This is a genomic window from Paraburkholderia sp. JHI869 (assembly GCF_038900775.1).
GTDB lineage: Bacteria > Pseudomonadota > Gammaproteobacteria > Burkholderiales > Burkholderiaceae > Paraburkholderia.
Genome location: NZ_JAYMSC010000001.1, coordinates 446,949 through 473,463, shown reverse-complemented (window position 1 = coordinate 473,463; position 26,515 = coordinate 446,949). Strand labels below are relative to the sequence as shown.

General features: G+C 65.2%; 25 protein-coding genes. 15 read left to right on the top strand and 10 right to left on the bottom strand.

Annotated features, from left to right (window positions below):
• Positions 1-283 precede the first annotated feature (283 nt).
• From VSR72_RS02180 to hmpA, 8 genes are all read left to right on the top strand, one after another.
• Complete coding sequence (locus VSR72_RS02180; protein ID WP_342950756.1) at positions 284-622, top strand: hypothetical protein; 339 nt, start codon at positions 284-286, stop codon at positions 620-622.
• 126 nt (positions 623-748) lie between these two features.
• Complete coding sequence (locus VSR72_RS02175; RefSeq protein ID WP_342950755.1) at positions 749-1,348, top strand: RNA polymerase sigma factor; 600 nt, start codon at positions 749-751, stop codon at positions 1,346-1,348.
• Positions 1,345-1,806 (top strand): hypothetical protein, encoded by a 462-nt coding sequence (locus VSR72_RS02170; protein ID WP_342950754.1) that lies wholly within the window; start codon positions 1,345-1,347, stop codon positions 1,804-1,806. The genes VSR72_RS02175 and VSR72_RS02170 overlap by 4 nt, the downstream gene beginning before the upstream one ends.
• Entirely contained in the window at positions 1,803-2,315 is a 513-nt protein-coding gene (locus tag VSR72_RS02165) for a periplasmic heavy metal sensor (protein WP_342950753.1), read from the top strand. The genes VSR72_RS02170 and VSR72_RS02165 overlap by 4 nt, the downstream gene beginning before the upstream one ends.
• A gap of 86 nt (positions 2,316-2,401) precedes the next feature.
• The gene (locus tag VSR72_RS02160) at positions 2,402-3,904 is read left to right on the top strand and encodes a DUF1800 domain-containing protein (RefSeq protein WP_342950752.1); all 1,503 of its coding nucleotides are present in this window, start codon (positions 2,402-2,404) and stop codon (positions 3,902-3,904) included.
• On the top strand, positions 3,901-5,058 hold the full coding sequence (locus VSR72_RS02155) for a DUF1501 domain-containing protein (protein ID WP_342951001.1): 1,158 nt from the start codon (positions 3,901-3,903) through the stop codon (positions 5,056-5,058). The genes VSR72_RS02160 and VSR72_RS02155 overlap by 4 nt, the downstream gene beginning before the upstream one ends.
• 116 nt (positions 5,059-5,174) lie before the next feature.
• The gene (locus VSR72_RS02150) at positions 5,175-5,390 is read left to right on the top strand and encodes a YXWGXW repeat-containing protein (RefSeq protein ID WP_342950751.1); all 216 of its coding nucleotides are present in this window, start codon (positions 5,175-5,177) and stop codon (positions 5,388-5,390) included.
• A gap of 187 nt (positions 5,391-5,577) precedes the next feature.
• A complete protein-coding gene (gene hmpA, locus VSR72_RS02145) occupies positions 5,578-6,789 on the top strand; it encodes an NO-inducible flavohemoprotein (protein ID WP_342950750.1) in 1,212 nt (403 codons plus the stop codon).
• A 57-nt stretch (positions 6,790-6,846) separates the two neighbouring features.
• Here the strand turns inward: hmpA and VSR72_RS02140 are convergent, their stop codons facing one another.
• Positions 6,847-7,827, bottom strand: a complete 981-nt coding sequence (locus tag VSR72_RS02140) for an amidohydrolase family protein (protein WP_342950749.1) — start codon at positions 7,825-7,827, stop codon at positions 6,847-6,849.
• 91 nt (positions 7,828-7,918) lie between these two features.
• Complete coding sequence (locus VSR72_RS02135) at positions 7,919-9,202, bottom strand: MFS transporter (protein ID WP_342951000.1); 1,284 nt, start codon at positions 9,200-9,202, stop codon at positions 7,919-7,921.
• Between the two features lie 164 nt (positions 9,203-9,366).
• Between VSR72_RS02135 and VSR72_RS02130 the strand changes: the two genes are divergently transcribed.
• The gene (locus VSR72_RS02130; RefSeq protein WP_342950748.1) at positions 9,367-10,269 is read left to right on the top strand and encodes a LysR substrate-binding domain-containing protein; all 903 of its coding nucleotides are present in this window, start codon (positions 9,367-9,369) and stop codon (positions 10,267-10,269) included.
• 27 nt (positions 10,270-10,296) lie between these two features.
• Here VSR72_RS02130 and VSR72_RS02125 read toward each other — a convergent pair whose 3' ends face one another.
• The gene (locus tag VSR72_RS02125; RefSeq protein ID WP_342950747.1) at positions 10,297-11,169 is read right to left on the bottom strand and encodes a LysR family transcriptional regulator; all 873 of its coding nucleotides are present in this window, start codon (positions 11,167-11,169) and stop codon (positions 10,297-10,299) included.
• Positions 11,170-11,273: 104 nt separating this feature from the next.
• Between VSR72_RS02125 and VSR72_RS02120 the strand changes: the two genes are divergently transcribed.
• The 5 genes from VSR72_RS02120 (at position 11,274) to VSR72_RS02100 (ending at position 17,284) form a co-directional block, all read left to right on the top strand.
• Entirely contained in the window at positions 11,274-12,167 is an 894-nt protein-coding gene (locus VSR72_RS02120) for a CoA ester lyase (RefSeq protein ID WP_342950746.1), read from the top strand.
• Positions 12,164-13,366: a CoA transferase gene (locus tag VSR72_RS02115; RefSeq protein ID WP_342950745.1), complete on the top strand. Its 1,203-nt coding sequence runs from the start codon at positions 12,164-12,166 to the stop codon at positions 13,364-13,366. The genes VSR72_RS02120 and VSR72_RS02115 overlap by 4 nt, the downstream gene beginning before the upstream one ends.
• 67 nt (positions 13,367-13,433) lie before the next feature.
• A complete protein-coding gene (locus VSR72_RS02110; RefSeq protein ID WP_342950744.1) occupies positions 13,434-14,309 on the top strand; it encodes an amidohydrolase family protein in 876 nt (291 codons plus the stop codon).
• A gap of 78 nt (positions 14,310-14,387) precedes the next feature.
• Positions 14,388-15,755 (top strand): TIGR00366 family protein, encoded by a 1,368-nt coding sequence (locus tag VSR72_RS02105; protein ID WP_342950743.1) that lies wholly within the window; start codon positions 14,388-14,390, stop codon positions 15,753-15,755.
• A 44-nt stretch (positions 15,756-15,799) separates the two neighbouring features.
• Positions 15,800-17,284 carry an MmgE/PrpD family protein gene (locus VSR72_RS02100; protein WP_342950742.1) on the top strand — a complete coding sequence of 495 codons (1,485 nt, stop codon included), beginning with the start codon at positions 15,800-15,802 and terminating at the stop codon, positions 17,282-17,284.
• 18 nt (positions 17,285-17,302) lie between these two features.
• Here the strand turns inward: VSR72_RS02100 and VSR72_RS02095 are convergent, their stop codons facing one another.
• From VSR72_RS02095 to VSR72_RS02070, 6 genes are all read right to left on the bottom strand, one after another.
• Positions 17,303-18,889 carry a Na+/H+ antiporter gene (locus VSR72_RS02095; RefSeq protein WP_342950741.1) on the bottom strand — a complete coding sequence of 529 codons (1,587 nt, stop codon included), beginning with the start codon at positions 18,887-18,889 and terminating at the stop codon, positions 17,303-17,305.
• Positions 18,890-19,022: 133 nt separating this feature from the next.
• Positions 19,023-19,214, bottom strand: a complete 192-nt coding sequence (locus VSR72_RS02090; RefSeq protein WP_342950740.1) for a hypothetical protein — start codon at positions 19,212-19,214, stop codon at positions 19,023-19,025.
• Positions 19,215-19,236: 22 nt separating this feature from the next.
• The gene (locus tag VSR72_RS02085) at positions 19,237-19,470 is read right to left on the bottom strand and encodes a hypothetical protein (RefSeq protein WP_342950739.1); all 234 of its coding nucleotides are present in this window, start codon (positions 19,468-19,470) and stop codon (positions 19,237-19,239) included.
• 101 nt (positions 19,471-19,571) lie between these two features.
• On the bottom strand, positions 19,572-20,477 hold the full coding sequence (locus tag VSR72_RS02080) for a LysR family transcriptional regulator (protein WP_342950738.1): 906 nt from the start codon (positions 20,475-20,477) through the stop codon (positions 19,572-19,574).
• 92 nt (positions 20,478-20,569) lie between these two features.
• Positions 20,570-21,337 (bottom strand): SDR family NAD(P)-dependent oxidoreductase, encoded by a 768-nt coding sequence (locus VSR72_RS02075; protein ID WP_342950737.1) that lies wholly within the window; start codon positions 21,335-21,337, stop codon positions 20,570-20,572.
• A 27-nt stretch (positions 21,338-21,364) separates the two neighbouring features.
• Positions 21,365-24,895 carry an indolepyruvate ferredoxin oxidoreductase family protein gene (locus VSR72_RS02070; RefSeq protein ID WP_342950736.1) on the bottom strand — a complete coding sequence of 1,177 codons (3,531 nt, stop codon included), beginning with the start codon at positions 24,893-24,895 and terminating at the stop codon, positions 21,365-21,367.
• 141 nt (positions 24,896-25,036) lie between these two features.
• Here VSR72_RS02070 and VSR72_RS02065 point away from each other — a divergent pair, with 141 nt between their 5' ends.
• Positions 25,037-25,510, top strand: coding sequence for an Lrp/AsnC family transcriptional regulator (locus VSR72_RS02065; RefSeq protein ID WP_042267102.1), 474 nt, complete (start codon positions 25,037-25,039; stop codon positions 25,508-25,510).
• Positions 25,511-25,577: 67 nt separating this feature from the next.
• On the opposite strand, the gene VSR72_RS02060 is transcribed toward VSR72_RS02065, so the two are convergent.
• Positions 25,578-26,459: a DNA-binding protein gene (locus tag VSR72_RS02060; protein WP_342950735.1), complete on the bottom strand. Its 882-nt coding sequence runs from the start codon at positions 26,457-26,459 to the stop codon at positions 25,578-25,580.
• Positions 26,460-26,515: the final 56 nt, after the last annotated feature.

Below are 26,515 nucleotides of genomic sequence, written 5' to 3'. Positions count from 1 at the left end.
ACGTTTGAAAACTTATGCTGCATCGCCGCAGTCAATTTAGAGTGTCCATTCTAAGACAGAAATTTAACAATTTTGTGGCGGTTCATATTAGGTAAAAACCCTTAGTGCAAGTCTTTCGGGTTCGGAAATTGCAGTTGTCAAGCAACATGCTTTCCGGATCGGTAAGCTCGATGCCGAGCGCGGAAATTGCATGCGGAATAAACGGCACGCGACGGATTTTCCCCGCGGCGCCGTTTAAGTCCTTATGGGGCTGTTGACCCCTCTGCATCAAGGGAGAGAAATCATGATCCGCAAACCACTGCGTTCGTCGTTTGCCGCCGCCCTGCTCGCCTCCACCGCAACGGCCGCGCTCGCTCAGGCCGTGATCGTCGAACCGAACGAGCCGCCTCAGCAGCCCGTGATCGTCGCGCCAACTTCGCCGCCGCCTCCGCCGCGGGAAGAAGCCGCCCCGCCGCCGCGCGAAGGCTATGTGTGGCAGACAGGCCACTGGCGCTGGGATCGGGGCGTGTATGTCTGGGAACCCGGTCGCTGGGAGGAGGCCCGCTCGGGCTACAACTGGGTGCCGGGGCACTGGGTCGAGGACGGCCCGAACTGGCGATGGATTCCGGGCCATTGGGCATAAAAGCGGCACAAAAGCGGCATAACGCCGGCATGACGTGACATAGAACGGCATAAGGCGTGAATACCTGACTTCAAACTGAGAAACGACTATGACGGCGCGGCAGCGGGTTCGCCTGCGGACCAATCGTTGCAAACCAACAAGGCCGGGAAGGCCTTGAACGAACGCGATCCGGACGCGGACCTCGTCGCGCGCGTCGGCGCGCGCGATCCGCTTGCCGTGCGCGCGCTCGTCGCGAGCAAGCTGCCGCGCCTCATCGCACTCGCCACGCGCATGCTGGGCGACCACAGCGAAGCCGAGGACGTCGCACAGGAAGCTTTCGTGCGGATCTGGAAACAGGCGCCCACCTGGCGCACCGGCGAAGCGAAATTCGACACCTGGCTGCATCGCGTGGCGCTCAACCTGTGCTACGACCGCTTGCGCGGCCGCCGCGAAGAGACCGTAGAAGACGTGCACGCCATGAGCGAGCCGACACCCGATCCCGCGGGCTCGCCCGACCAGCAGATCGAAGCGCGCACACGCGACGACCGCGTGCGCGCCGCACTCGCGGCGCTGCCGGTGCGTCAGCGCGAAGCGCTCGTGCTCACTTATTATCAGGAGCTTTCGAACCTCGAAGCAGCCAGCCTGATGGATATTTCGGTGGACGCACTCGAAAGCCTGCTGGCGCGCGCCAGGCGCACCCTGCGCGCACAACTGGCCGGCGAAGCCGCCGGTAAGGACTCCGTATGACACCCGAACGATTCCACACTCTCGTTGCCGCTTATGGCGCAGACCCGCAGCGCTGGCCGCAGCACGAGCGCAACGACGCGCTCGAATGGGCGCGCGCGCATCGCGCGCAAGCGGGCGCGGCGCTCGACGAAGCCATGGAGCTCGATAGCTGGCTCTCCCGCGACATGGTCACGCCGCCTTCTCGTGCCCTCTTCGAGCAGATCGTTGCGGGCGCACCGGTCAAGCCCGTTGCCGCCGCCGAACGCCGCGGCCGCAGATTCTGGTGGTCGGGTGCGGCCTTCGCGGGCGTGGGCCTCGCCGGTGCGCTTGCGGGCGCGCTGACGATATCGTTTATCGTGCTCGGCGGTACGACGCCCGCAGCGCCGCACGAGACTTATCTCAGCACGAGCTTTGGCGGCACGAGTTCGGACTGGAGCGAATCGAACCTCAACCCCGGCGCCGAAGGGAGTGACGAATGAACGGCTGCTCATGGAAGACGCTGCTCGTCGGCTCGGTACTCCTGAACGTTTTTCTGCTCGGGGGCATAGCGGGCGGTGCGTGGCGCTGGTTCGCCGTGCACGGCGAGCCGCAGGCGCAACCCGCGCAGCGTGTGGCGCTGCGCTTCGCCACTGAGGAGCTTTCGCCGGAACGCCAGCAGCAGTTCGCGCAGGCGCTCAAGTCCTCGCGCCGCGAAGGCCGCCAGTACGCGCGCGACGCACACGACGGACGCCGCCAGTTGCTCGACCTGCTCGCAGCCCCCCAACTCGACCGCAACGCCATCGACGCCGCGCTCACGCGCACGCGCACGGCCGATACCGCGTTGCGCGCGCAAATCGAAAGCGGCGTGGTCGATTTCGCGGCCACGCTCACGCCAGAAGAGCGCGTGAAGTTCGTCGAGGGGCTCGAAAAGCGCGGCCAGTGGCGGCTGCCAGCGCAGCAGCAAAAGCAGGCGCAACACGCCGTAAGCGAGGCAAGCAGCCCGCAGTAAAAAAGTTGGCGGACCAGCGACGGATACCAGCAGCGATGACCGTTTAACGGGAATACGCAACGCTCGAACGAGCACAAGGACCGCGCATGGAAAGCCTTTCGAATGCCCGCGCCGGCGCAATCGCCATGAATCGCTTCGGCCTCGGCGCGCGCGCCGATGAAACGCCGCCCGCCAATCCTCAAGGATGGCTGCTCGGCCAGTTCTCCACGTACGAACCGCTGCCCGCCGCATGGCGCAACGAGCCCGGCGCACTGGCGCTAGCCGCACGCTTCGGCGCAGAACGCCAGCAAGGTATGGCGGGCGACGCGGTGGCAAGCGCGGCGTCAGAAACGAACGGACAAAGCAACGGCCAAACCAACCCCCAACAAGCCGCACGCCGCGCGGTCAATCAGGCGATCCGCCGCGAGAGCGTGGGCATCTACCGCAGCGCGGTCAACGCGCGCCTCGCGAGCGCCTTGCAGACCGAGACGCCCTTCGTCGAGCGCCTCGTGCATTTCTGGTCGAACCACTTCGCCGTATCGGTCGACAAGGCGCTGATTGCAGGCATTGCGGGCGCATTCGAAATGGAAGCGATACGCCCTCACGTGCTCGGCAATTTCGCGGACATGCTGGTCGCCGTCGAACAGCACCCCGCCATGCAGCTCTTTCTCGACCAGACGCGCTCGGTGGGCCCCGACAGCCGCGCCGCGCTGCGCGCCGATCAGCGCGACCCCGCGCACAAGCGCGGCCTGAACGAGAACCTCGCACGCGAAATCATGGAACTGCACACGCTCGGCGTGCGCACCGGCTACACGCAGGACGACGTGACCGAATTCGCGCGCGCGCTCACGGGCTGGAGCGTGGCCGGCGTGCGTGGCCCGCAGCCTGGGAATATGGCGAATGCAGTGGCCAATGCAGTGGCCAATGCAGTGACCAATGCGGCAGCGCCGGGCAGCTTCGTGTTTCGCCCCGCGCTGCACGAGCCGGGCGCGCGCACTGTGATGGGCAAGCGCTACGATCAGCCGGGCGAGCAGCAGGCGCTCGCCATCCTCAACGAGCTCGCGCATGCGAGCGCGACGAGCCGCCATATCGCGTTTCAGCTCGCGCGCCATTTCATCGCCGACAACCCGCCGCCCGCGCTCACCGAGCGCCTCGCGCTCGCCTTCGAGCAAAGCGGCGGCGACCTGCCCACCGTGTATCGCGCACTGGTTGAAGCGCCGCAAGCGTGGACTCCGGTCGATGCGAAGTTCAAGACGCCGTGGGAATGGACCGTATCGTCGATGCGCGGGCTCGGCTGGCGCGAACCCGGCGACGTGAATGCGGCACCGCTGCTCACGCAGCTCGGCCAGCCGGTGTGGCGGCCGGGCTCGCCCGCCGGTTACGACGACATTGCGGCAAGCTGGGCCGCGCCCGACGCGCTCGTGCGCCGCGTGGAAGTCGCGCAGCGTTTCTCGGCGCGCGTGGGCGACCGGCTCGATCCGCGCGCGCTCGGCAACACCCTCATGGGCGCCACGCTCAGCGCGCCCACGGCCACCGCAGTCGCACATGCCGAAAGCGCCTCGACTGCGATCGCCCTGCTGCTCGTCTCGCCCGATTTCCTGAGGAGATAACCGCCATGGTTTCCCGCCGCCATTTCCTGAGCGTCGCCGCCGCTGGCGCGGGCGCCATGCTCGTTGCGCCGCAGATCGTATTCGCCAGCGTCGAAACCGAGCGCCGCTTCGTGTTCGTGATCCAGCGCGGCGCGGCCGACGGACTCAACATCGTCGTGCCCTACGCGGAGCCTGCCTACGCGACGCTGCGCGGCCCGCTCGCCATCGAAGTCGACCGTGCCACGAAACTCGACGGCACGTTCGCACTGCATCCCTCGCTCGTACAGATCGCGCAGATGTACGGCGAGAAGCAGGCGCTCTTCGTGCATGCGATCGCATCGCCCTATCGCGACCGCTCGCACTTCGACGGTCAGAACGTGCTGGAAACGGGCGGCCGCGCGCCCTACCAGGTCAAGGACGGCTGGCTCAACCGGCTCGTCGCGATGCTGCCCGCCTCGCGCGAAAGCGCCATTGCGCTCGCGCCCACCGTGCCGCTCGCACTGCGCGGCACAGCGCAAGTGAGTTCGTATGCGCCCTCGGCGCTACCCAGCGCTTCCGACGATCTGCTCACGCGCGTTTCGGCGCTCTACGAAGCCGATCCGCAACTGCGCTCGCTCTGGACGTCCGCCATGAATGCACGTGGGCTCGCGGGCGATGCGAACGCGCACCAGGACCCCGCGAGCGTCGGCAAGCTCGCGGCGGGCTTCCTCTCGCGCCCCGATGGCCCGCGCATCGCCATGATCGAAACCGGCGGATGGGACACACACAGCGCGCAGCATGCGCGGCTCGCGAATCAGCTAAAGGCGCTCGACACGATGCTTGCCTCGCTGCGCGACGGCCTCGGCCCTGCGTGGGACAAGACCACGGTGCTCGTTGCAACCGAGTTCGGCCGCACGGCCGCAGCGAACGGCACGGGCGGCACCGACCATGGGCAGGCGTCTGTCGCGATGCTCGTGGGCGGCGCCGTGGCGGGCGGACGCGTGAAGGCCGACTGGCCGGGGCTGCGTAGCTCGGACCTTTACGAATCGCGCGACCTCAAGCCGACTGCCTCACTCGACGCATTGATCGCGGGCGCGGCCGCAGAGAGCCTCGGGCTCGATCCGCAGCGCACGGCGTCGACGCTGTTTGGTGACGCAGGCACAAAATATGCGACTACGGGGTTGATAAGGGCATGACCGTTTCAAATAAACACGGAAACGGGCCGCCTTACGCGGACTCAGATGCCGGCGCGCGACAAGACCGGCAATCCGTTCGGAGAACCAAACAACTTCAATCAGTGGAGGAAGCCGTCATGAAGATAAAACTACTGCACCCCGTTATCCTGGTCGCCTGCGCCACCCTCCTTTCCGCGTGCATCGTGGAACCCGCCCACCCACCGGAGCCAGCGCCGCGAGTCGAGACACCGCCGCCCGCCCCTGCGCAGGGCTATGCCTGGGCCAAGGGACATTACCGCTGGGAAGGCAACCAGTGGGTGTGGATTCCGGGGCATTGGGTGCAGGGATACTGAGACATCTAGCGGCTCGAGCGATCCGCGTTTGAAGCGCGGCATGAACATCAGTCTGCGCCGGAAGAAGTGCGCTTCTTCCGGCGCAGTGCATTTCTCGATTGACCATTGGACCCTGCGATTGCGCCTGTCATTGTCTAGACTGGAATGAGTATGCGCGCTTCCCCCACCCTAGAAAGGAGAACCGGCAATGCTCACGCAGCGAACGAAGGACATCGTGAAGGCGACCGCGCCCGTGCTCGCCGACCACGGTTTCGCCATCATCAAGCGTTTTTACACGCGGCTCTTCGAGGCTCACCCTGAACTGAAGAATGTGTTCAACATGGCGCACCAGGAACAGGGGCAGCAACAGCAGGCGCTCGCGCGCGCCGTCTACGCGTATGCGGAAAACATCGAAGACCCTTCGAGCCTCGCAGCCGTGCTCAAGAACATTGCAAACAAGCACGCGAGCCTCGGCGTGCTGCCCGAGCACTACCCTATCGTTGGCGAACATCTGCTAGGCGCGATCAAGGACGTCCTCGGCGATGCGGCCACGGAGGACATCATCTCCGCATGGGCGCAGGCCTACGGCAATCTCGCGGACGTGCTCATGGGCATGGAAAGCGAACTGTATGAAGGTTCCGGCGACAAGCTCGGCGGCTGGACAGGCTGGCGCGAGTTCGTCGTGCGCGAGAAGCGGCCCGAAAGCAGCGTCATCACCTCGTTCGTGCTCGAACCGGCCGACGGCGGCCCAGTCGCGAACTTCGAGCCCGGCCAGTACATCAGCATCGGTGTGAACGTGCCGGCGCTCGGCTTGCAGCAGATTCGGCAATATAGTCTTTCCGATATGCCCAATGCCCGCACCTACCGTATTTCCGTGAAGCGCGAGGCCGGCGGCCCGCAGCCGGCCGGCTACGTTTCGAATCTGCTGCACGATCACGTGAACGTGGGCGACGAAGTGAAACTGGCCGCGCCTTACGGCAATTTCCATATCGACGTGAACGCGCATACGCCTATCGTGCTCATCAGTGGCGGCGTGGGTCTCACGCCGATGATCAGCATGCTCAAGCGGGCGCTTCAGGATCCGAACCGCAAGGTGGTGTTCGTGCATGGCGCGCGCAATAGCGGCGTGCATGCCATGCGCGACCGTCTGCGCGAAACCGCGGCCACGAATGCCAACTTCCAGCTCCAGATTTTCTACAACGAGCCGCTGCCCGGCGACGTGCAAGGACGCGATTACGACTACGCGGGTTTCGTCGATATCGGCCAGATCAAGCAGGCCGTTCTGCAACCGGACGCCGATTACTATATTTGCGGGCCCATCCCCTTCATGCGCATGCAGCACGATGCGCTAAAGAATCTCGGCGTTCACGAAGCCCGCATTCACTACGAGGTCTTCGGGCCGGATCTTTTCGCGGAATAGGCGCGCTTTTGAAGGACGCAGGCGCAACGCAAACGCTGCGCCTGCCGTTTCCATCGCTCAGAATCCAAACACTTTTAGCGCGTTACTGCCGCGCACTGCGTCGCTTTGCGCCTTCGGCAAACGCGCCGTATTGGCAAACGCGCCACGCGTGTCATGGACCTGGTGCGGCCAGTCCGTGCCGAACATCACCTGCTCCGCGCCCACCACCGAAATCAGGAATTCGAGCGACGCCGGGCTATACGTGATGCAGTCGTAGTAAATGTGACGCAGATAATCGATGGGCTTGCGCTTCATCTGGCGGCGCTGCGGAATTTCCACGTCGTCGCCCTTGCCGAAGCGGCCCGCGAGATACGGCAGCGCCCCGCCCGCATGCGAGGCGATGATCTTGAGGTTCGGATACTGGTCGAAGAAGCCTTCGAAGATCATGCGCGTGATGGCGAGCGTCGTATCGAACATGAAGCCCACCGACCAGCTCAGATCGAACTTCGTCATGTCCATTTGCTCGGCGCCCGGCGGATCGGTGGGGTGCACGAGCACCGGCAGCGCACGCCGGTCGATCTCGGCCCAGATCGGCGCGAACATCGGGTCCGTGAGGCTGCGGCCCGCCACGTTGGCGAGCACCATCACGCCGCTCGCGCCGTTGGCGCAGGCACGCTCCAGTTCCTGCACTGCGCGTTGCGGATACTCCCACGGCAGCGAGGCGAACCAGCGGATGCGCTCGGGGTGAGCGGCCTGACCCTCGGCAATCGTATCGTTGGTCTCGCGTGCCGCCTGGCAGCTCGTTGCCTCGTCGCCCCAGAATACGTTCGGGCACGTCAGCGAAACGACGGAAATATCGATACCCGCTTCGTTCATATGCTCGATGCGCAGATCGAAATCGAAATGGCCCTTCTGTGGAATCACGACCGGCGTGTTGCCGCGAAACACTTCCTGCTGCCCGTCGGGCCGCGTTTGAATGTTGTAGGCGCCGCCGCGCGCCTTGAGCAGATCGAGCCACTTGTGCGTGAAGATATGGGTATGGACGTCGATCACGGGCATGCTGGCTTCTCCTGTTCAATGGAAAAGATGACATTTCGTCATCCTTATCTTATGGATGGAGGCTGAGCATACATAGGCTCAGCCGCTCCGCTCAAATGGACGAAGGTGCGGAAAGGTCGTTCAAATGCGGCGCTTCACGCTTGAGCATAAATGCGCCAACGAGGCCAAGCGCGAAGAACACCGCGCAGAAGTGGGCCGGCGCCATGTTGTTGCCTGTGGTGTGCAGCAGCCACGTCAGCACGAACGGCGAAAATCCGCCGAAAATGGCCGCACCGATGTTGTACGAAATCGCAAGACCCGTGGAGCGCACTTCGGTGGGAAAGAGCGCTGCGAGCGCCGTGGGAATCGGGCTATTCGAAGCACCGATCAGCAACGCGAACAGCAGTTCGACCGTCATGATCGAAACGATGGAAGGCGCGCTCACGATCCAGTAATAGGCCGGATACAGCACAACGAGGAAGATGATGAGCGAGCCGCAGATCATGCGGTTGCCGCCCACGCGGTCCGCCATATGGCCGAAAAGCGGAATCGTGACCACGCGCAGCAACACGCTCGCGAGGAGCACGTTAAAGGGCAACGTCACCGGCATGTGCAGGTTCTGGACCGAATAAATCGGCAGATACGTGATGATCACGTAAGCCATGACGTTGAGCGCGGCGCTCAGCGCAGTGGCCACAAAAAGCTCGCGTGGGTATTGCGACACCACGCGGCTAAATGGCGCCTTCACGCGCTTCTCGATCTGCTCGAACGCTTCGGTCTCAGGCAGACTGCGGCGGATATAGAAACCCACCGGTCCAATGAGCAGACCAAAGAGGAAAGGAATGCGCCAGGCCCATGATTCGAGCGCATGCGGCGTGAAGAGGTGCGTGAGCGCGCTGCCCATCGCCACGGCCAGCAGCGCGCCCAGCGCCTGGGCGAACATCTGCCAGCTGCCGTAGAGGTTGCGCCGCCCCTTGGGCGCGTACTCGATCAGCATGGCCGTAGCCGTGCCGAACTCGCCGCCCGCCGATATGCCCTGCAGCAGGCGCGCGCACAAGACGATTGCGGGCGCAACGAGTCCGATCTGATGGAAACCGGGTGTGAAGGCGACCATCGCGGCCGCCAGCGTCATCAAGGCAATGACGAGCGTCAGGCCCGCCTTGCGGCCCTTGCGGTCGGCGTACATGCCGAGCAGCACGCCGCCGAGCGGCCGCACGACAAACCCCGCGCCAAAAGTGGCCGTGGTCAGCATGAGCGCTGCGTATTCGCTGTCGCCGGGAAAGAACTGTTTGGCGATGATGATAGAGAGAAACCCGAATACGACGAAGTCGTACCACTCCAGCACGTTTCCGAGCGTCGACGCCACGGCGCCGCGCCAGCGAATGCGCGTATCCATTGCTCTCACGACTGTCTCCATGCGGCCGGCTCGCGGCTGGCCTGCTTTTATTGCTGCTTTTAGCGGGTCGTTGTCGACTTCATCCGGCTCTGTCGCAATGCAATGTAAGGCACTATGATCATGAAGACAATCGAACAAAATCAATGGCTCCATAAAGTTACTTTATGCAACCGACCATCAAGCAACTGCGCGCCTTCACGCTCGTCTGCCGCTTCGGCGTGCTCACGCGCGCCGCCGACGAGATGTTCGTCACGCAGCCGGCCGTGAGCGTGCTGATCCGGCAAATGGAGGAAGCGCTCGGCATGCGCCTCTTCGACCGCACGTCGCGCTCGCTGCGGCCCACCGTGGCGGCGCGGGAAATCCTGCCCACTGTCGAGCGCATGCTGCGCGACCTCGAATCGATCCAGTCGAGCGTCAAAGAACTGGCCGGGCGCGAACGCGGGCAACTGCGTTTCGCCGCCACACCTTCCATCGCGGCGGCAATCGTGCCGCGCCTCGTGGCGGAGTACCGCGCGCTCTATCCGAACATCGAAATTTCGATCGACGATGCAGCACCCGACCGGCTCACCGCGTCCACGCTCACCGGCGACGTGGAGTTCAGCATCGGCACGATCAGCGACAAACCCGAAGGCATCACGCTGCAATGCCTCGCGCGCGACAGGCTTTGCGCGATCTGCCGCAAGGATTCGCCGCTCGCGAAGAAGCGCCGCGTGACGTGGGCCGATGCGCTGGGCTATCCGTGGATCGGCGTGAAGCCGGGCAGCGGCATTCGCGGCCTGATCGACGAGACGCTCTTTGCATTAGGTGAGCGCAAGTCCATCGACTACGAGGTGTCGTATATGACGACGGGACTCGCCATGACGGAGGCGGGACTCGGCATCGCGATCTTTCCGGGCATGTTGCTCGGCTCGTTTCCGCACCGCGATCTCGTCGCGCGCAAGCTCGAAGCGCCCGTCGTCACGCGCGACGTCAACCTGATCCGGCGCGCCGATCATTCGCTTTCGCCCGCCGCGGAGTCGTTCATCGAGCTTTGGTACAAGCGCGTTGGCAGGCCGGCGGGCGCCTGAATCCCGCGCGGCCGCCCCTCATTGCCATCACCTGCGCAGCGCCTCGCCAGAGCATTCGATCAACCCGCGTATCACGCGGCTGCGCGTGGAAGCGCGCGACCACAGAATGCCGAAGCGTCGAGGCTCCGTTTCCTCGGGCAGAGGAAGGCGCGCGAGCCGCAAGCCCTTCGTAAGCGGCGTACCGATATCGGGCACGAGCGCCACGCCAAGGCCGCGATCCACCATCAATGCAATCGCCATTAGCGAGTTCAGTTCGAACAACTCGCGCGGTGCGATCTTCGCGCGGCGCAGATACTGGTCGGCCTGCTTGCCGCCGCCAAGCGCGCGGTCGTAGCGAATGAACGGCTCGCGGCGCAGAAGTTCGTGCGGATCGGCGCGAGCAAACTTTGCAGGCGCGAGCACGACAATGGGCTCTTCGCGCAACAGGTGCCAGTCATACGATTTCGGCAACGCGAAGGCCGGGTGCAGGCAGATAGCCACGTCCACCTCGCCGCGCTGCAACGCCTCGAACAGCTCGGTCGAGGTGCCCGCGCGAATCAGCAGCTTGACCTGTGGGAAAGCCGCGGCGAAGCGCGCCATCACGTCGGGCAGCACGCTCAATAGCGCCGACGTGATGGTCCCCACACGCAGTTCGCCGCCCATTTCCTGTTCCTGCGCCAGCGCCTTCAGTTCGTCGAAACCGCGCACGAGCGAGCGGGCGCGCTCCACCACGCGCTGGCCCGCCTCCGTGGGAATGACGGTGCGCCCCGCGCGCATGACGAGCGCCACGCCCAGTTCGCGCTCGAGCGCCTGGATTTGCTGCGCGATCGCGGCGGGCGTCACGCCCACACGCCGTGCGGCCTCCGCCATGGAGCCGCTCTCCACGACCAGCAACAGGTTGCTCAGAAAGCCAGTGTCCATAAACGTAGCTTCTCTATGGTTTAAAGATAGATTCGCATAGTTTATCTAAATCGTTGCCGATCGTAGACTGCCCTTCAGTGGTGATCTATACGGAATGGGTGGAGATGAGAAGCAAACTGTTCGTGCCGGCATCGCGCCCGGAGCTGTTTGAAAAGGCACTCGCGAGCGCCGCGGACGCGTTGTCGTTCGATCTGGAAGACTCGGTTGCACCTGCGCGTAAACCCGAAGCACGTGAGGCGCTGCGCGCGCTGCTGGTTTCGCCCGCCGTGCGCGAACGCGGCAAGGTGCTGATCGTGCGCGTGAACGCGCTCGACACGCCGTGGTTCGCCGACGATATCGCCGCCGTGGTTCAGCCCGGCCTCGATTACGTGAATCTGCCAAAACCCGAATCCGCAGACGACGTGCGCGCCGCTGCCGCCGCGATCGAGCGCGCGGAGCGCGCCAACGGCGTGAGCCGCCCCGTGAAGCTGCTCCTCAACGTCGAGTCGCCGCGTGCGCTGCGCGAGGCGGCGACGCTCGCCGCTGCGCATGCACGCGTGGCCGGCTTGCAACTGGGTCTGGGCGACTTGTTCGAGCCACTGGGTATCGCCCGGCGCGACCCGGCCGCTGTGCAGCAAGCCATGTTCAGTCTGCGGCTCGCCGCGGGCGAAGCCGGCGTGTTCGCCTACGATTCTGCGTTCGCCAATATCAAGGATGCCGAAGGATTTCGCGCCGAAGCCGAATTGGCCCGCGCGCTCGGCTTTCTCGGCAAGAGCTGCATCCACCCGAGCCAGATCGCGCTCGCCAACGACGTGTTCCGCCCTTCCGACGAGGAAATCGCCCACGCGTTTCGCGTGGTGCAAGCCGCGCGCAACGCCGAACGCGACGGCGTGGGCGCCTATGTGGTGGACGGCAAGATGATCGACGCGCCCTTCGTCGAGCGCGCCCGCGCACTCGTACAAAGCGCCGAACGGCTAGGACTCGTTGTGCCCGCAACGTCTGGCGAGGTGCAGCAATGACCCAGTCCCAAGAAACGAATGCAGCGCCGCGCGGCCCGCTCGCGGGCGTGCGCGTGCTCGACCTGAGCGCCTATATCGCGGGTCCGTATGGCTGCACGCTGCTCGCCGATCAAGGCGCGGACGTCATCAAGATCGAACCGCCCACGGGCGACAACCTGCGCAAGTATCCTTCCACCCTGGAAGCCGAAAGCCGCGCCTTTCTCGGCGTCAACCGCGGCAAGCGCGGCCTCGTGCTCGACCTGAAACAGCCACGCGCGCAGGAGGTCCTGCTGCGTCTCGTCAAACAGGCCGACGTGCTCGTGCACAACTTCCGGCCCGGCGTGCCCGCACGCCTTGGCATTGCGTGGGAACAACTGCGCGAAGTGAACCCCCGGCTCATCTATTGCGCGGTCACCGGCTACGGCGACCAGGGCCCGAACAAGGACAAAGCCGGCTACGACCAGGTGCTCCAGACCATGACGGGCATGTGCACGTTCCAGGGCAAGCGCGGCGGGCCGCCCGAGATTCTTTATGGCTCGGTGGTCGACTACTACGCCGCCGCGCTCGTTGCGGCGGGGGTATCGTCTGCGTTGTTCGAGCGCGAGCGCAGCGGCGCGGGCCAGTACGTGGGCGTTTCGCTGTTGCGCAGCGCGCTCACCATGCAGTCGGCGCGCATGATCTGGGCCGACGACGAACCGAAGGACGTAGGGCGCGACATGCGCTCGGGCGGCATCACCGGCATTCATCCCACGCGCGAAGGCTGGCTTTACATCTCCGCGAACACGCCGCATTTCTGGCAGGCGCTTTGCGAAAAAACCGGGCTCGCTGCACTCGCGCAGAACGAGCGTTACGATTCGGTTCGCAAGCGGGCGGAACATCGCGACGAAATCGTGCCGCAGTTGCACGCAGCCTTGCAGGCGCGCACTGCGCTCGAATGGGAAGCGCACTTCGGCGAGGCGGTGCCCTGCGCGGCGGCGCGCACGGTCGAAGACATGTTCGACGACCCACAGGTGCTCGCCGAGGAAATGGTCACGCGCTACGACTATCCCGGCGTGGGCGCGTATCGCGGCTTTCGCGAGCCGATCCGTTTCGGCGAAGCGCCCGCACCCGATCCGATTGCCGCGCCCGCCTTTGGCGAGCATTCCGATGCGGTGCTGCGCGAGGCCGGCTGGAACGACGCCGAGATCGAGCGCTTGAGAAGCGAGCACGCCGTGCTCTGAACACAAAATGCTGCATCCGCGCGCGTCCAGGCATATCGGCGCGCGCGGCAAACCAGGAGACAACGCGATGGACCGTGAGCAGCATGTCCATACCATCGACGCCCCCAATGCGCACATCCAGGCGCCAGCTTTCGCGTGCGATTCGCACATCCATATCTACGATCGTCGCTTCGCGGCTTCGCCCGGCAACGGCGCGCATATCGTTGATCGCGCAACGGTCGAGGACTATCGCCGCGTTCAGGAACGCACCGGCACGCAGCGCACGGTGATCGTGACACCGCGACCCTACGGCACCGATAACTGCGTGACACTCGACGCGATCCGTCAGCTTGGCGTCGACAACGCCCGCGGCGTAGCGGTCCTGCGCCCCGAAGTGAGCGATGCCGAACTCGACATGCTCGATCGCGGCGGCATCCGCGGCATCCGCTTCACGCTGTATACGCCGCATCAAGCGGTCGTCACCTTCGACATGGTCGAACCGCTTGCGCGACGCATAGCGGAACTCGGATGGCATGTGCAGTTGCACTGGACCGCCGACCAGATCGTCGAACACGAAGCCCTGCTTACGCGCCTGCCCTGCAAGATGGTGTTCGACCATCTCGCGCGCCTGCCTTTGCCGGCGGGCACCGCGCATCCCGCTTATGGCGTGGTCCGCCGCCTTGCCGCTTCAGGACGTGTGTGGGTCAAGCTATCGGGCGCTTACCTCGACTCGCAAGTGGGCCTCGCAGGCGGCTATGCGGACCTCGCCGACACCGCGCGCGCATGGGCCGCTCTGCTGCCGGAGCGCACGGTATGGGGCAGCGACTGGCCCCATGTGACGGAGGCGCACAAGCCCGACACCGCCGCGATCTTCGATCTGCTCGGCACGTGGGTCGAGGACGAAGCGGCGCGCAAGCGCATTCTCGTCGACAACCCGGCCGAACTGTACGGCTTCGCCCGATGAACTAGCGCCACTGCGCACCCGATACAAACAGCCGCGCGCCAGGTACGCGCGGCCACTTTCCGCACCAGGAGACGATACGTGAAGTCCACCGCCACCGCCGCACCCGCGCGCAAGACACGCTTTACCGACGCGACAATCAGTCTGTTCGAGCGCACCATTCCCGACCCGTTCGTGCTCGCGATTCTCATCACCGCCGTCGTGGCCGCGCTCTCGGCCATGTTCGCCCCGCATGCGACGCTCAACACGCTCGTGGTCGGGTGGTACAAGGGATTCTTCAATATCCTCACGTTCGCGTTCCAGATCACGCTCGTCCTCGTAACGGGCCATGCGTTCGCCCACGCGGCGCCCGTGCAGCGCGTGTTCAAGGCCCTTGTGGGCATTGCCCGCACGCCGGTACAGGCGGCCGCGCTGACCTTCTTGCTCGTGGCCGTCGCCTCGTTCTTCAACTGGGGCCTTGGTCTCGTGGTCAGCGCACTGCTCGCGCGCGAAGTCGCCAAGCGCATGCGGGTAGACTTCGCATGGATCGTAGCGGCTGGATTCTCGGGCTGGGTGGTGTGGGCGAGCGGCATTTCGAGCTCCATCGCGCTTGCGCAATCCACGCCGGGCAGCGCGATGAACGTCGTGCAAAAACTCACGGGCGAAGTGCTGCCGTTCAACGACACCGTGTTCACGGCATTCAACCTCGTGCCCGTGATCGTGATGCTCATCGCCACGCCCATCGTGCTCGCGCTCCTCAAGCCGCGTGACGAAGACGCCGTCGTGCTCGACATCGAGAAGAACCCCGACCCGGAACCGCGCAAGCGCCCCGAAGGCAAACTGAGCTTCGCGAAGTGGCTCGAATATTCGTGGATCGGCAGTGCATTCATCGGCGTGGTGGGCGTGACGTTCCTCGTGCTCGCGCACATCGAGCATATCGAAGCGTTTTCTGGCGTGAACGCCGTGATCTTCGTGATGTTCATCGCGGGCGTGATCCTGCACGGCTACCCGCTCGCTTACGCCGATGCCGTCAAGAACGCTGCCAAACAAACCGGCTCGATGATGCTGCAATACCCGCTCTACGGCGGCGTGATGGGCATGATGGACGCCACGGGCCTGCCGAACGTAATCTCGCACTTCTTCATCGCGATTTCGAACACGCACACACTGCCGTTCTGGAGCTATGTCTGCTCGCTCATCGTCACGTTCTTCATTCCGAGCGGCGGCGGCCACTGGGCCGTGCAGGGCCCGTTCGTCGTACCCGCAGCGGTCGCGCTGCATGCTTCGATGCCCGCCACCACCATGGCCGTCGCCATGGGCGAGCAGGTCTCCAACATGATGCAGCCGTTCTGGGCCGCGCCCGTGGTCGCGATGGCCGGGATTGGCGTGCAGCGCGTGCTGGGCTTCACCGTCATGACCTTCCTGCTCGGCACCGTAGTGTTCGGCGCGGCCCTGCTGCTGCTCGTTTGACCGGCACTCATTCCTCAAACCAACAAAGAACAAGGAGACACCGCATGCAACGGCGTGCATTCATGGCGTCGCTCACGGCGCTCGCCGCGGGCGCGGGCACATTCGGCAGCATGGGCGCGGCGCGCGCGCAGAAGGTTGCGTCCGCATCGGCTTCGTCGACCATCGCTCAGCGGCTTGCGGCATACGCCGCCGCGTTGAGCTACGACGATCTCGACGTCAATACGATCGAAGCGGTCAAGACTCACTCGGCCGACGCGCTGGGCTGCGGCGTCGCCGCGCTCGGCGAAAAGCCCGTGGGCATCGCGCGCCAGGTGGCGCTCAACTACACGAGCGGCGACGGCAAGGGCGCGACGGTGCTCGGCACGCAGCGGCGCACGTCGCCCGATCTGGCGACGTTTGCGAATGGCGCGGCGATCCGCTACTACGACCTCAACGACGTGTATGCGGGCAAGGAAATTGGCCACCCGAGCGACAACATCGCGGCGTGTCTCGCGCAGGCCGAGGCCGAAGGCGCTAACGGCCGCGACCTGATCGTCGCTATCGCCCTCGCCTACGAAATCGATTGTCGTCTCATGGACGCCGCGTCGATCAGCTCGCGCGGCTGGGATCATCCCATCTTCAGCCTGCCCGCGGCCGCGCTTGCGGCGGGCAAGCTCATGAAGCTCGACGAGCGGCAACTGGCCGAAGCGGTCAATATCGCGCTCAACGGCCATCTCGCGCTGAACCAGACGCGCGTGCAGACCATGTCGAACTGGAAGGGCCTCGCCGATGCCGACGCCGCGCGCAACGCCGTGTTCTCGGCCGCCCTCGCGCGCGACGGACTCACGGGCCCCGCGCCGATCTTCGAGGGCAATGCGGGGCTCTTCAAACAGGTATCCGGACCGTTCAGCATCGACACGGCGAGCTTCGGCGGCAAAGGCCGTCCGTTTCGCATCACCGACTGCGCCGTGAAGTTCTACCCAGCGCAGGCGCTCACGCAAACGGCCATTGCGGCTGGCATCGACGTGGCGAAGCAGGTGGGCGATCTCGACCGCATCGCCAGCATCGAGATTCGCACGTCGCACGAGGGCTATTTCTCGGCGGGCATGGACCCGCAAAAATGGGCCCCGGAAACGAGTGAAACCGCCGATCACAGCCTGCCCTACGTCACCGCACGCGCGATGTTCGACGGCGATATCAGCCTGGCGAGCTATCGCCCCGAAGCGCTGCATGACCCGAAGATCCGCGCCTTCATGCAGAAGATCAAGGTTGTGGAGGATTCGGAACTGACCCGGCTCTATCCGAAGTATTACGCGACCATCGTGAGCGCCACGCTCACGGACGGACAAACCGTGTCGAAACGCGTGGACGACATTCCAGGCTTCGCCACGCGGCCGATGCAGCGCGGCGACTTCGAGGTGAAGTTCCGCAAGAACACCGTACCGGTGATCGGCAAGGCGCGTGCCGACGATGCCCTGGGCTTTCTCTGGAGTCTCGACCAGCAGCGCGATCTCTCGAACCTGTTTGCGCCGCTCGTCGTGCACGCCTGAGGAACGTGAGGGGAAGCCTCAGCCCCTCCCGTGCCGCGCTGAAAGCTCCTCCAGATCGAGGTCGCGTTCGAGCACGCGCAAGAGTTCGTCGTGAATGAGGCCGGCGCGGTGCAGCTTCAACAGTTCCGCACGCCCGGCCTCCACGGCCGCCAGCACGACGTCGTAGTGCGAGGTGCGCATTTCCTGCGGGTAGCTCTCGGCGTTTTCATAATCGCGCGTCAAGTTCGCGCGATAGGTGTACTGCTCCAGCAAACGCGGATGAATCACGCTGCCATCAGGTCCATGTACAAGCGGCGTGATTGCCGCAAGCTGTGCGGCTTCGAGTCGGGCCCATGCCTGCGGCTCGTTGAGATAGGCCGCCTCCCCTTCCATATCGTTCGCAGGTCTGATTAGCTTGATCAGTGGTCCGATAGTCGTGCCCTGCAGCAACACCGTGAACAGAATGACGGCGAACGCGGCGAAGAGGATGAGATCGCGGCCCGGCATCGCTTCTGGCAAGGCGAGCGCAATGGCCAGCGTGACGACGCCGCGCATGCCGGCCCAGCTCACCACCGTTGCGCCGCGAAAGTCAGGCGCTTTCACGCGGGCTGGCAACATTCGGTGCAGCACGGCCCTGATGACCTCGATTCCATAGGTCCACACGCAGCGCGAAACGACAACGGCGAACACCACGGCCATCGCGGCGGGACCGAGCAGCGCGACGGCGTTGCCAGTCCCGCCCAGACGCACCATGACCCCGCGCAGCGAGAGGCCGATCAGCACGAACACCAGCGCCTCGAGCACGAAAACCATGACCTGCCAAAATGCCGTGCCGCGGCTGCGCACCGTGGCGGAAAAAATCTCGTGCTGATGCCAGCCTAGCTGCATGCCGCACGTGACCGTGGCGATCACGCTCGAAACGCCCAGCATGTCCCCAGCGATATAGGCGATCCAGCCTGCCAGCACCGATGCGGTGATGATCAGATATTCATCTTCGAGCTGACGCAGCAAGCAAACCACGACATAGCCCACGACGGCGCCGACCACAATGCCGCCAAGCGCGAGCCCGACGAAGCTGAGCGCCGCATTCGGCTCGCTGAACGCGCCCGTCAATGCCGCAGCCACAGCGAAGCGAAACAGCACGAGACCGGCGGCGTCGTTCAGGAGACTTTCGCCTTCGAGCAGCACCATCAGGCGGCGCGGCAACGCGAGCCGCTCGAGCACGGCTTTCGCGGCAACCGCATCGGGCGGCGATACCACCGCGCCGAGCGCGAAACATGCGGCCCACGGCAGCGACGGAACAGCCCAATGCGCGACCACGCCGACTGCCCACGTCGTGAACGCAACCGCGCCAATGGCGAAGAGAAGAATGGCCGCGAGGTGACGCTTGAAGTCGGACCAGACAAAGAAGTAAGCGCCATCCATCAGCAAGGGCGGCAGGAAGACGATGAGCACGAGGTCGGGGTCGATCACGACCGGCGGCAGGCCCGGCACGAACGCCATGGCGGCGCCGCCCACCAGCAGCGCGGCAGCGGGCGGCAAGCGCACGCGTTTTGCGAGCAACTCGAGCGCGATAATGGCGATGAGCGAAAGGAGCACGAGCTTGAACGCCGACACGGACGACATGACGCTTCCTTGTTTTTGCCCTGGGTACGGTGCCCGGGGTGGCGCGAGGGAAAGCGTATCTTGCCACGAAGGCGGTGGGCGGCGGAACGGGCGTGTCGGCCCGCTTACCGAGGATGAGCCCTGCCGCTGGCCACTAGACCGCGAGATCGAGCCAGTCGGCGATCACGTGTGCTGCAACGACCATGCAGACGACCACCACCAATACGCCCATGCACATCGCTACATCGGCATATCGATGGCGGTGACGCTCGATGATCGCCGCGAGGCGGCTGTCCGGATGGACCGGTTCTTTCCCGGCCCGGTAACGTTCGCGCAGTCTGGACATGGGAATGGAATCGTTGAATGGATTAGAGGCGTTCGAGCAGGAGGTACGCGCCGAGCACGATCCCCATGCAAAATGCCGCGCAGCCAAGCGCCACGCCTAGATTGATGATCTCGGCGCACTGCCGTTGAACGAATTCGACGACGACGCGCTCACGGCGCGCGACGGGCCGCGCATCGGCGTGCGTGTGAATGGACTTGCCCAGCGCATCGACGTGTTTCATCAGATGCGACGTATCGAGCAACAGTTGCGGACCCATGAATTGCCTCCAGCACGAATGATTCCGGTGAAGGCTTCAGGTTAGGGAAATGGGGGTGGCGGGAATATCGGAGGAATTCGAAAAGGGGGGCTGGCTGAGACTCAATTCCCACACGCATGAATCAAAAACTGCTGCATCGCGCGCGCCGGATCGCTTAGCACCGCCCCCGGATGCCACAGCATGCCCGCCTCCATCTGCGGAATGGCATCCTCCACGGCGCACGCATCGATGCGCTTACCCTCCAGCGACCACGGCCTGAACACCATATCCGAAAGAATCGTCACGCCAAAGCCATGCGCCACGAGCCCGCGCAGGGCCTCCATCGAACTCGTGCGAAATGCGATATTCGGTGCAACGCGCCGCTTTTTCCAGTAGCGCAGCGTCGAGGCCTCGCCCTCGTCCACCGTAATCAGGATGTAGGGGTAACGCGCGATGTCGCGCAGCGTGACGGTGCCCATCTGCGCGAGCGGATGGGTCGGAGCGGCCCACAATTGCCGGCGCGAACGCATCAACACATGATGGCCAAAGCGCGCGCGCCGCTCCACGTTGGAAAGCAGCACCACGCCAAGCTCCACCTGGCCCGAGAGCACCGCCTCCTCGATGGCCGGGCGGTCCAGATCGTGCAGATCGATCTCGATCTCGGGATAAGTCGCACGAAAGCGCGCGAGCAACTCCGGGAGGAAATAGCCGAGCAGCGTATACGAGGCCGCCATGCGCACCGTGCCGCGCAAGCTGTGCGCGCGAAACGGCGCCTTGTGCAGCGCGTCGCGCACCGACTCCAGCACGTGGCGCGCGTGATTGAGGAAGTCCTGCCCGTCGGGCGTCAGTTCCACGCCCTGAGGCAGGCGCACGAAGAGCCGCGTGCCAAGCGCCTCCTCGAGCGCGAGCACCGCATTGGTGATCGCCGACTGCGAGACATGCTCGGCCGCCGCCGCCATCGAAAACTGCCCGTTCTGCGCCGCCGCCACGAAGTAGCGGAACTGCCGCAAAGTCACGTCTTTGGCCATGTGCTTTTCGAATATCGTGAGTCGATGGTTCCGATTCTACGATACGTGGTCTTCGACGTGGCCTCCGCGGCCAGCCCAACGCAATACGCGTATCAGCGCGGCGCCATGCGCAACGCGCCGTCGAGCCGGATCACCTCGCCGTTCAAATAGCGATTGCCGACGATATGCTCGACGAGCGCCGCGAACTCCCCGGGCTGGCCCAGACGCTGCGGAAACGGCACGCCCGCGCCCAGCGCCTGCTGCACTTCCACAGGCATCGCGAGCAGCATCGGCGTTTCGAAGATGCCGGGCGCGATGGTCACCACGCGAATCGCGTTGCGCGCCAGTTCGCGCGCCGCCGGCAGCGTGAGCGAAACGACACCGCCTTTGGAAGCCGCATAGGCCGACTGCCCGATCTGGCCGTCGTACGCCGCCACCGAGGCCGTATTGACGATCACGCCGCGCTCGCCTCCGGCGTCGGGCGCGTTGTTCGCCATCGCCACGGCGGCGAGGCGCATCACGTTGAAGGTGCCGATGAGGTTCACGCTTACGACCTTCGCGAACAGGTCGAGCGAATGCGCGCCCTCTTTTCCGACAATGCGCTGCGCCGGTGCGATCCCCGCGCAGTTGACCACGCCATGCAGCGCGCCGAAGCGCTGCGTGACAAGCGCAATCGCTGTTTCGACGCTTGCTGCCTGCGTCACATCGACCTCGACGGCCAGTGCGCGTTCGCCACCACGCGCTGCCTCGTCACGCGCACGGGCAACATCGATATCGGCGAACGCGACGTTCGCGCCGCGCTCGAGCAGATGCCGGCCCACCGCTGCGCCGAGTCCTGAACCACCGCCCGTGATGAAAAACGTCTTGTCCTGCACAACCATTTGCCTCTCCTCCTTTAGTTATCCGATTCAAGCAATCTTGCCGGCGAGTTCCGCGCGATACCGCTCGCGCACACCGCGCGAACGCTCGTAATTGCGCTCCTTGACGATTCCGAACCCGCGCACCGCACCCGGCACGCCAAGCAGGCCGATGGCCGCCGCCAGCGTCTGCTGTGTAAGCTTGCCGAGCACGAGGCGCACGTCGTCCTCGAATTCGCCGATCATCGCGCGCTCGATCACGCGGTCGCGCTGTCGCGCGAACGGATCGAGCGGCGTGCCGCGCAGCGCCTTGCCGTGCTTGAGCACGCGCAGCAGCGGCTCGGCCCACACGCCGCGCAGTGCGATCTTGTTGCGGCGTCCCGTTTGCGCGTCGCGGCGCGTGAGGAGCGGCGGCGCCATGTGGAACGTCTTCTTGCCCGCCGTGCCGTCGAACAAGCCCGACAGGTACGCGCCGAAGCCACCATCCGTGTGCAGGCGCGCAACTTCGTACTCGTCTTTATAGGCAAGCACTTTGAAGTAGTGGCGCGCCGCGGCTTGCGCAAGCTCGCCGCTCGCCCCTTCAATCCGGCGCTCTGCCTGCGCGACGGTTTCGACCAGCGCGCGATAGCGCGCCGCATAGGCAGCATTCTGGTACAGCGTGAGATCGCGCTCACGCCCGGCCACGAAGCGCGCAAGATCGAACGGCGTGTTCTCGACCGCAACCTCGGCTCCCGCAACGCGTTCGAGTGCGCGCGCGTCCTGCGCGATCAAACGCCCCCAAAGGAACGCCCGTTCGTTCATCTTCACGGCCGCGCCATTGAGTTCGATGGCGCGCAGGATCGATGCCTCGGTGAGCGGCACAAGGCCCTGCTGATACGCGTAGCCCACCATCATCATGTTCGTGGCGATGGCGTCGCCGAAGATCGCTTCCGCCGCAGCCGTGCAGTCCCAGAACGCCGCGCCCTGCGCGCCCATCGCACTCTCGATCGCCGCTTGATGCACGGCTTTGCTCACGGGCAGATCGCCATCGCGCACGAAGTCGGCGGTAGCGTTAATGCGCTCGTTCACGATCGCGCGCGCGCCGCTGGCCGGCAGGCGCGAAAGCGCGCCGGACGATGCGGCCACCACGGCGTCGCAGCCCAGCAGCACGTTGGCCGCATGCGCGCCGATGCGCGAGGTGGTGATGAGCCCGCGGCTCTGCGCGATCTGCACGTGACTCAACACCGCGCCGTTCTTCTGCGCGAGGCCGGTGAAGTCGAGCGTCGACGCGCCGCGTCCTTCGAGATGCGCGGCCATCGCGAGTATCGCGCCGATCGTCACGACGCCCGTGCCGCCCACGCCGGTCACGACCATGCGCATGTGTTGCTCCAGCGCTTGCGGCACGCGCGCGGGCGGCGCGAGCGTGGCGCGCAGTTCGGCTTCGATGCGCTGGATGCGCGCGGCGTCCGGGCGCTTCGGCTCCATGCCCTCTACCGTCACGAAGCTCGGGCAGAAACCCTTCACGCACGAGGTGTCCTTGTTGCAACTCGACTGATTGATGGCCCGCTTGCGGCCCAGTTCCGTTTCGAGCGGCTCGACCGCAATGCAGTTCGACTGCACGGAGCAGTCGCCGCAGCCTTCGCACACGGCCGGGTTGATCACCACGCGCGTGGGCGGATCGATCAGCTTGCCGCGCTTGCGGCGGCGGCGCTTCTCGGCGGCGCAGGTCTGGTCGTAGACGATCACCGAAACGCCCTTCTGCTCGCGCAAGCGGCGTTGCAGCGCATCGAGCGCGTCGCGGTGCAGGAGCGTCACGCCCGCGGGCAACCCATGCGCGTTCGCATATTGCTCGGGCCGGTCGGTGACCACGGCGACTTCGCTCACGCCTTCGGCCTGCACCTGCGCCACCACACGATGCACGGTGAGGCCGCCCTCGGCGGGCTGGCCGCCGGTCATCGCCACCGCGTCGTTGAAGAGAATCTTGTACGTGACGTTCGCGCGCGCCGCCACGGCCTGGCGGATCGCCAGGCTGCCCGAATGCTGGTAGGTGCCGTCACCGAGATTCACGAACAGATGCGGCATGTCCGTGAACGTCGACATGCCGACCCACTGCACGCCTTCGCCGCCCATCTGGCAAAACGTGGCCGTGTCGCCCGCTTCGCCGAGCGCCATGATGTGACAGCCGATACCGGCGGCGGCGTGCGAGCCTTCCGGCAGACGCGTCGAAGTATTGTGCGGGCAGCCCGCGCAGAAAAACGGCTTGCGGGTAAGCGGCTCGCCTGGCGGCACCGAGGCAAGTGCGATGACGCGCTGCGTGGCCGTTCGTGCGCTTGTTGCGTCCGCAACGATAACGGGCAGTTCAATCGAAACGTGCTGAAAAAACCGCTGCAGGGCGCGCGCAAGTTGCTCGGGCGCGAACTCCATCGCCGCGGGAAGCAGAGGCTCGCGCTCGCCGAGCGTCTTGCCGTGCACGGACGGCCGCTCATCGGCGCGCACATTGAAGAGCGCTTCCTTGATCTGCCGCTCCACGAACGAGCGCTTTTCTTCCACGACGAAAAGCGCCTGCATGCCGCGCGCAAATGCCTTGAGCCCTTCCGTTTCGAGCGGCCAGATCATGCCGACCTTATAGAGGCCGATACCGAGCTGTTCGAGCCGCGCGGGCGTGAGGCCGAGCGCCTCGAACGCGGCCAGCACGTCCGCATGCGCCTTGCCCACCGTGACGATACCCACGCGCGCCTGCGCGGGCCGCAGCAACGCGCGATCGAGCGGATTCGCGCGCATGAACGCGAGCGCAGCGGGCAGGCGCTCGTCGAGCACGCGGCGCTCCAGTTCGGCGCGCTCGGCGGGCCAGCGCAATTGCGGGTCGTAATTGAAACCGCGCTGCGCCGGGACCGCGATGTCATCGGGCAAGCGCAACGGCACGCTGCGGTTCACGCGCATCGAGCGGCCGCTTTCCACTGTCTCCGTAATCGCCTTGAAACCCACCCACAACCCGCTGTAACGCGAAAGCGCATAGCCCGCGAGCCCGAACTCGATGTACTCCTCCACCGAGGCGGGAAAGAGGATGGGCATCATCGCGCCTTCGAATACGTGGTCCGTCTGGTGCGGAAACATCGACGACTGCGCCGCGTGATCGTCGCCGGCCACGGCCAGCACGCCGCCGTGCCGCGCGGTGCCGAGCATGTTGGCGTTGCGGAAGACGTCGCCGGTGCGGTCCACGCCCGGCCCTTTGCCGTACCACATCGAGTACACGCCTTGCACGCGCTTGCCGGGAAACGCGTCGAGTTGCTGCGCGCCCCACAGCATGGTTGCGCCGAGATCTTCGTTCAGGCCCGGCTCGAAGCGCACGTCGAAGTCCGCAAGCAGCGCCTTCTGGCGCCACAGTTCCTGATCGAATCCGCCGAGCGGCGAGCCGCGATAGCCGGAGACGAGACCCGCGGTCTTCAGCCCGGCAAGCCGGTCTGCGCGCGCCTGTTCGATGAGGATGCGCACGAGCGCCTGGGTGCCCGTGAGAAAGACCGCGCCGTCCTCGCGCAGGTAGCGGTCTTCGAGGCGATAGTCCGTGTCGATCTGGCGCCCGGTCTCGACGGCTCGCATGTTCATGGTTGTCTCCGCTGTTCGGCTTGTGGGTATTAGCGGATTTTAGGTAGCCAATAGCGGCGATTCGTGCCAAACTGAGCCACAGATTTCTGCCGAATTAGCAACACTCGCCTCAAACTCATCTTTTTCAGGGAAAGCTGGCCAATGAAATTCGACCGCGTGGATGTGGCCATCCTGCACGCCCTGCAGCGCGACGCGCACGTGAAGTCCGCCGACCTCGCGGAATCGCTCGGGCTTTCGCTCTCCCCGTTCTACCGGCGCATCCGCATGCTCGAGGAGCGCGGCGTCATCACGCAGTACGTCACGCTGCTCGATCAGGAGAAAGCGGGCTTTCCGGTCAACGCGTATGTGTCTGTGGCGATCGAGAAGAAGAACGAGACGCGGCTAGCCGCGTTCGAGCGCGCGATCTCGAACTGCGACGAAGTGATGGAGTGTTATTTAATGACGGGCGCGTTCGACTACATGCTGCGCGTGGTGGCGAGCGATATTGCGGGCATCGAGCGTTTCGTCATGACGCGCCTCACCAAGATCGAGGGCGTGCGTGACATTCACACTTCCGTGGCGCTGCGCCGCGTGGAGTACAAAACCGAGCTGCCCGTGCGCGTGCGCGACGAGTGACACGCAGCGGGCACGCAGGCGTTCATTCGATCAGGATGCCGAACGAATCGCCGCTTGATGCAATGCTTCAGGTCTTCGGCCCCGTCTTGCGCGCCGCTCGCAACGGCTTTGCGACGGCCTTCTGCCGCTCGCGCACCGGAACTTCGCGGGTCGAACTCAGCGCGTCGAGCCGGCCTTCGAGCATGCCCACCTGGTGGCGCAAATCGCCCAGTTGCGTCTGCAACGCCTGAATTTCGGCGCGCGCGCTTTCCTCGGTGCGCGACGCGCGCTGCGTGGCCGCTTCCAGGTCGCGTTGCAAACGCGTTTGCGCGAGTTCGGCGCTTGCGCGCAGCTTGTCGCGCTCGGCGGCAAACTCGCGGCGCGCCTCGCTCAGCGCGCTGTCGCGTTCGCGGCTCGCCTCGCGCTCGCGCTCAAGTTCCGCTTCGAGTGCGCCGCGCGTGGCAACCGCGGCAGCCTGTGCCTGTTCCAGCTCCTGAATACGCACCTGCGCCGTGAGCAGCGCGGCGGTGCGCTGTTCGAGCGCCACCTCGGTGTGCGCGAGGTCCGTGCGCACGGCGGCGGTCGCACCTTCCGCTGCGCGGCGCGCGTCCTCCACCTCCAGCCGCAGCGCTTCGAGTGAAGCCTGCGCAGCAGCCGTTGCGCGTATCCAGAGCGCGCCCATGAGTTCGCCGGCGGCCGCTTGCAGTTCCGACGGCAAATCGGCGTGCTCGATACGCACGCGACTCTTTTCACGCAGGGTGGCCCAGAACTCCGAAAGCACGGCGGTTGGCGTGCTCATGCTGCCGCGGCGCACGAGCTGATACAGCCGGTTGGCCGTGGGCGTGATGCCATAGCGAAAGAACATCAGCGCGCACACTTCGCGGTACAGCTCGCGCGTTTTGGGAAATTCGGCCTTGAGCCGCTCGATCTCGGCGGCGAGGCGTACTTCGTCCGGGGCGACGTCGGTCATGGGGCATTGCGGGGCTGGGATGCGTCGATATTACAGCGTAAAGCGTATGATTCCTA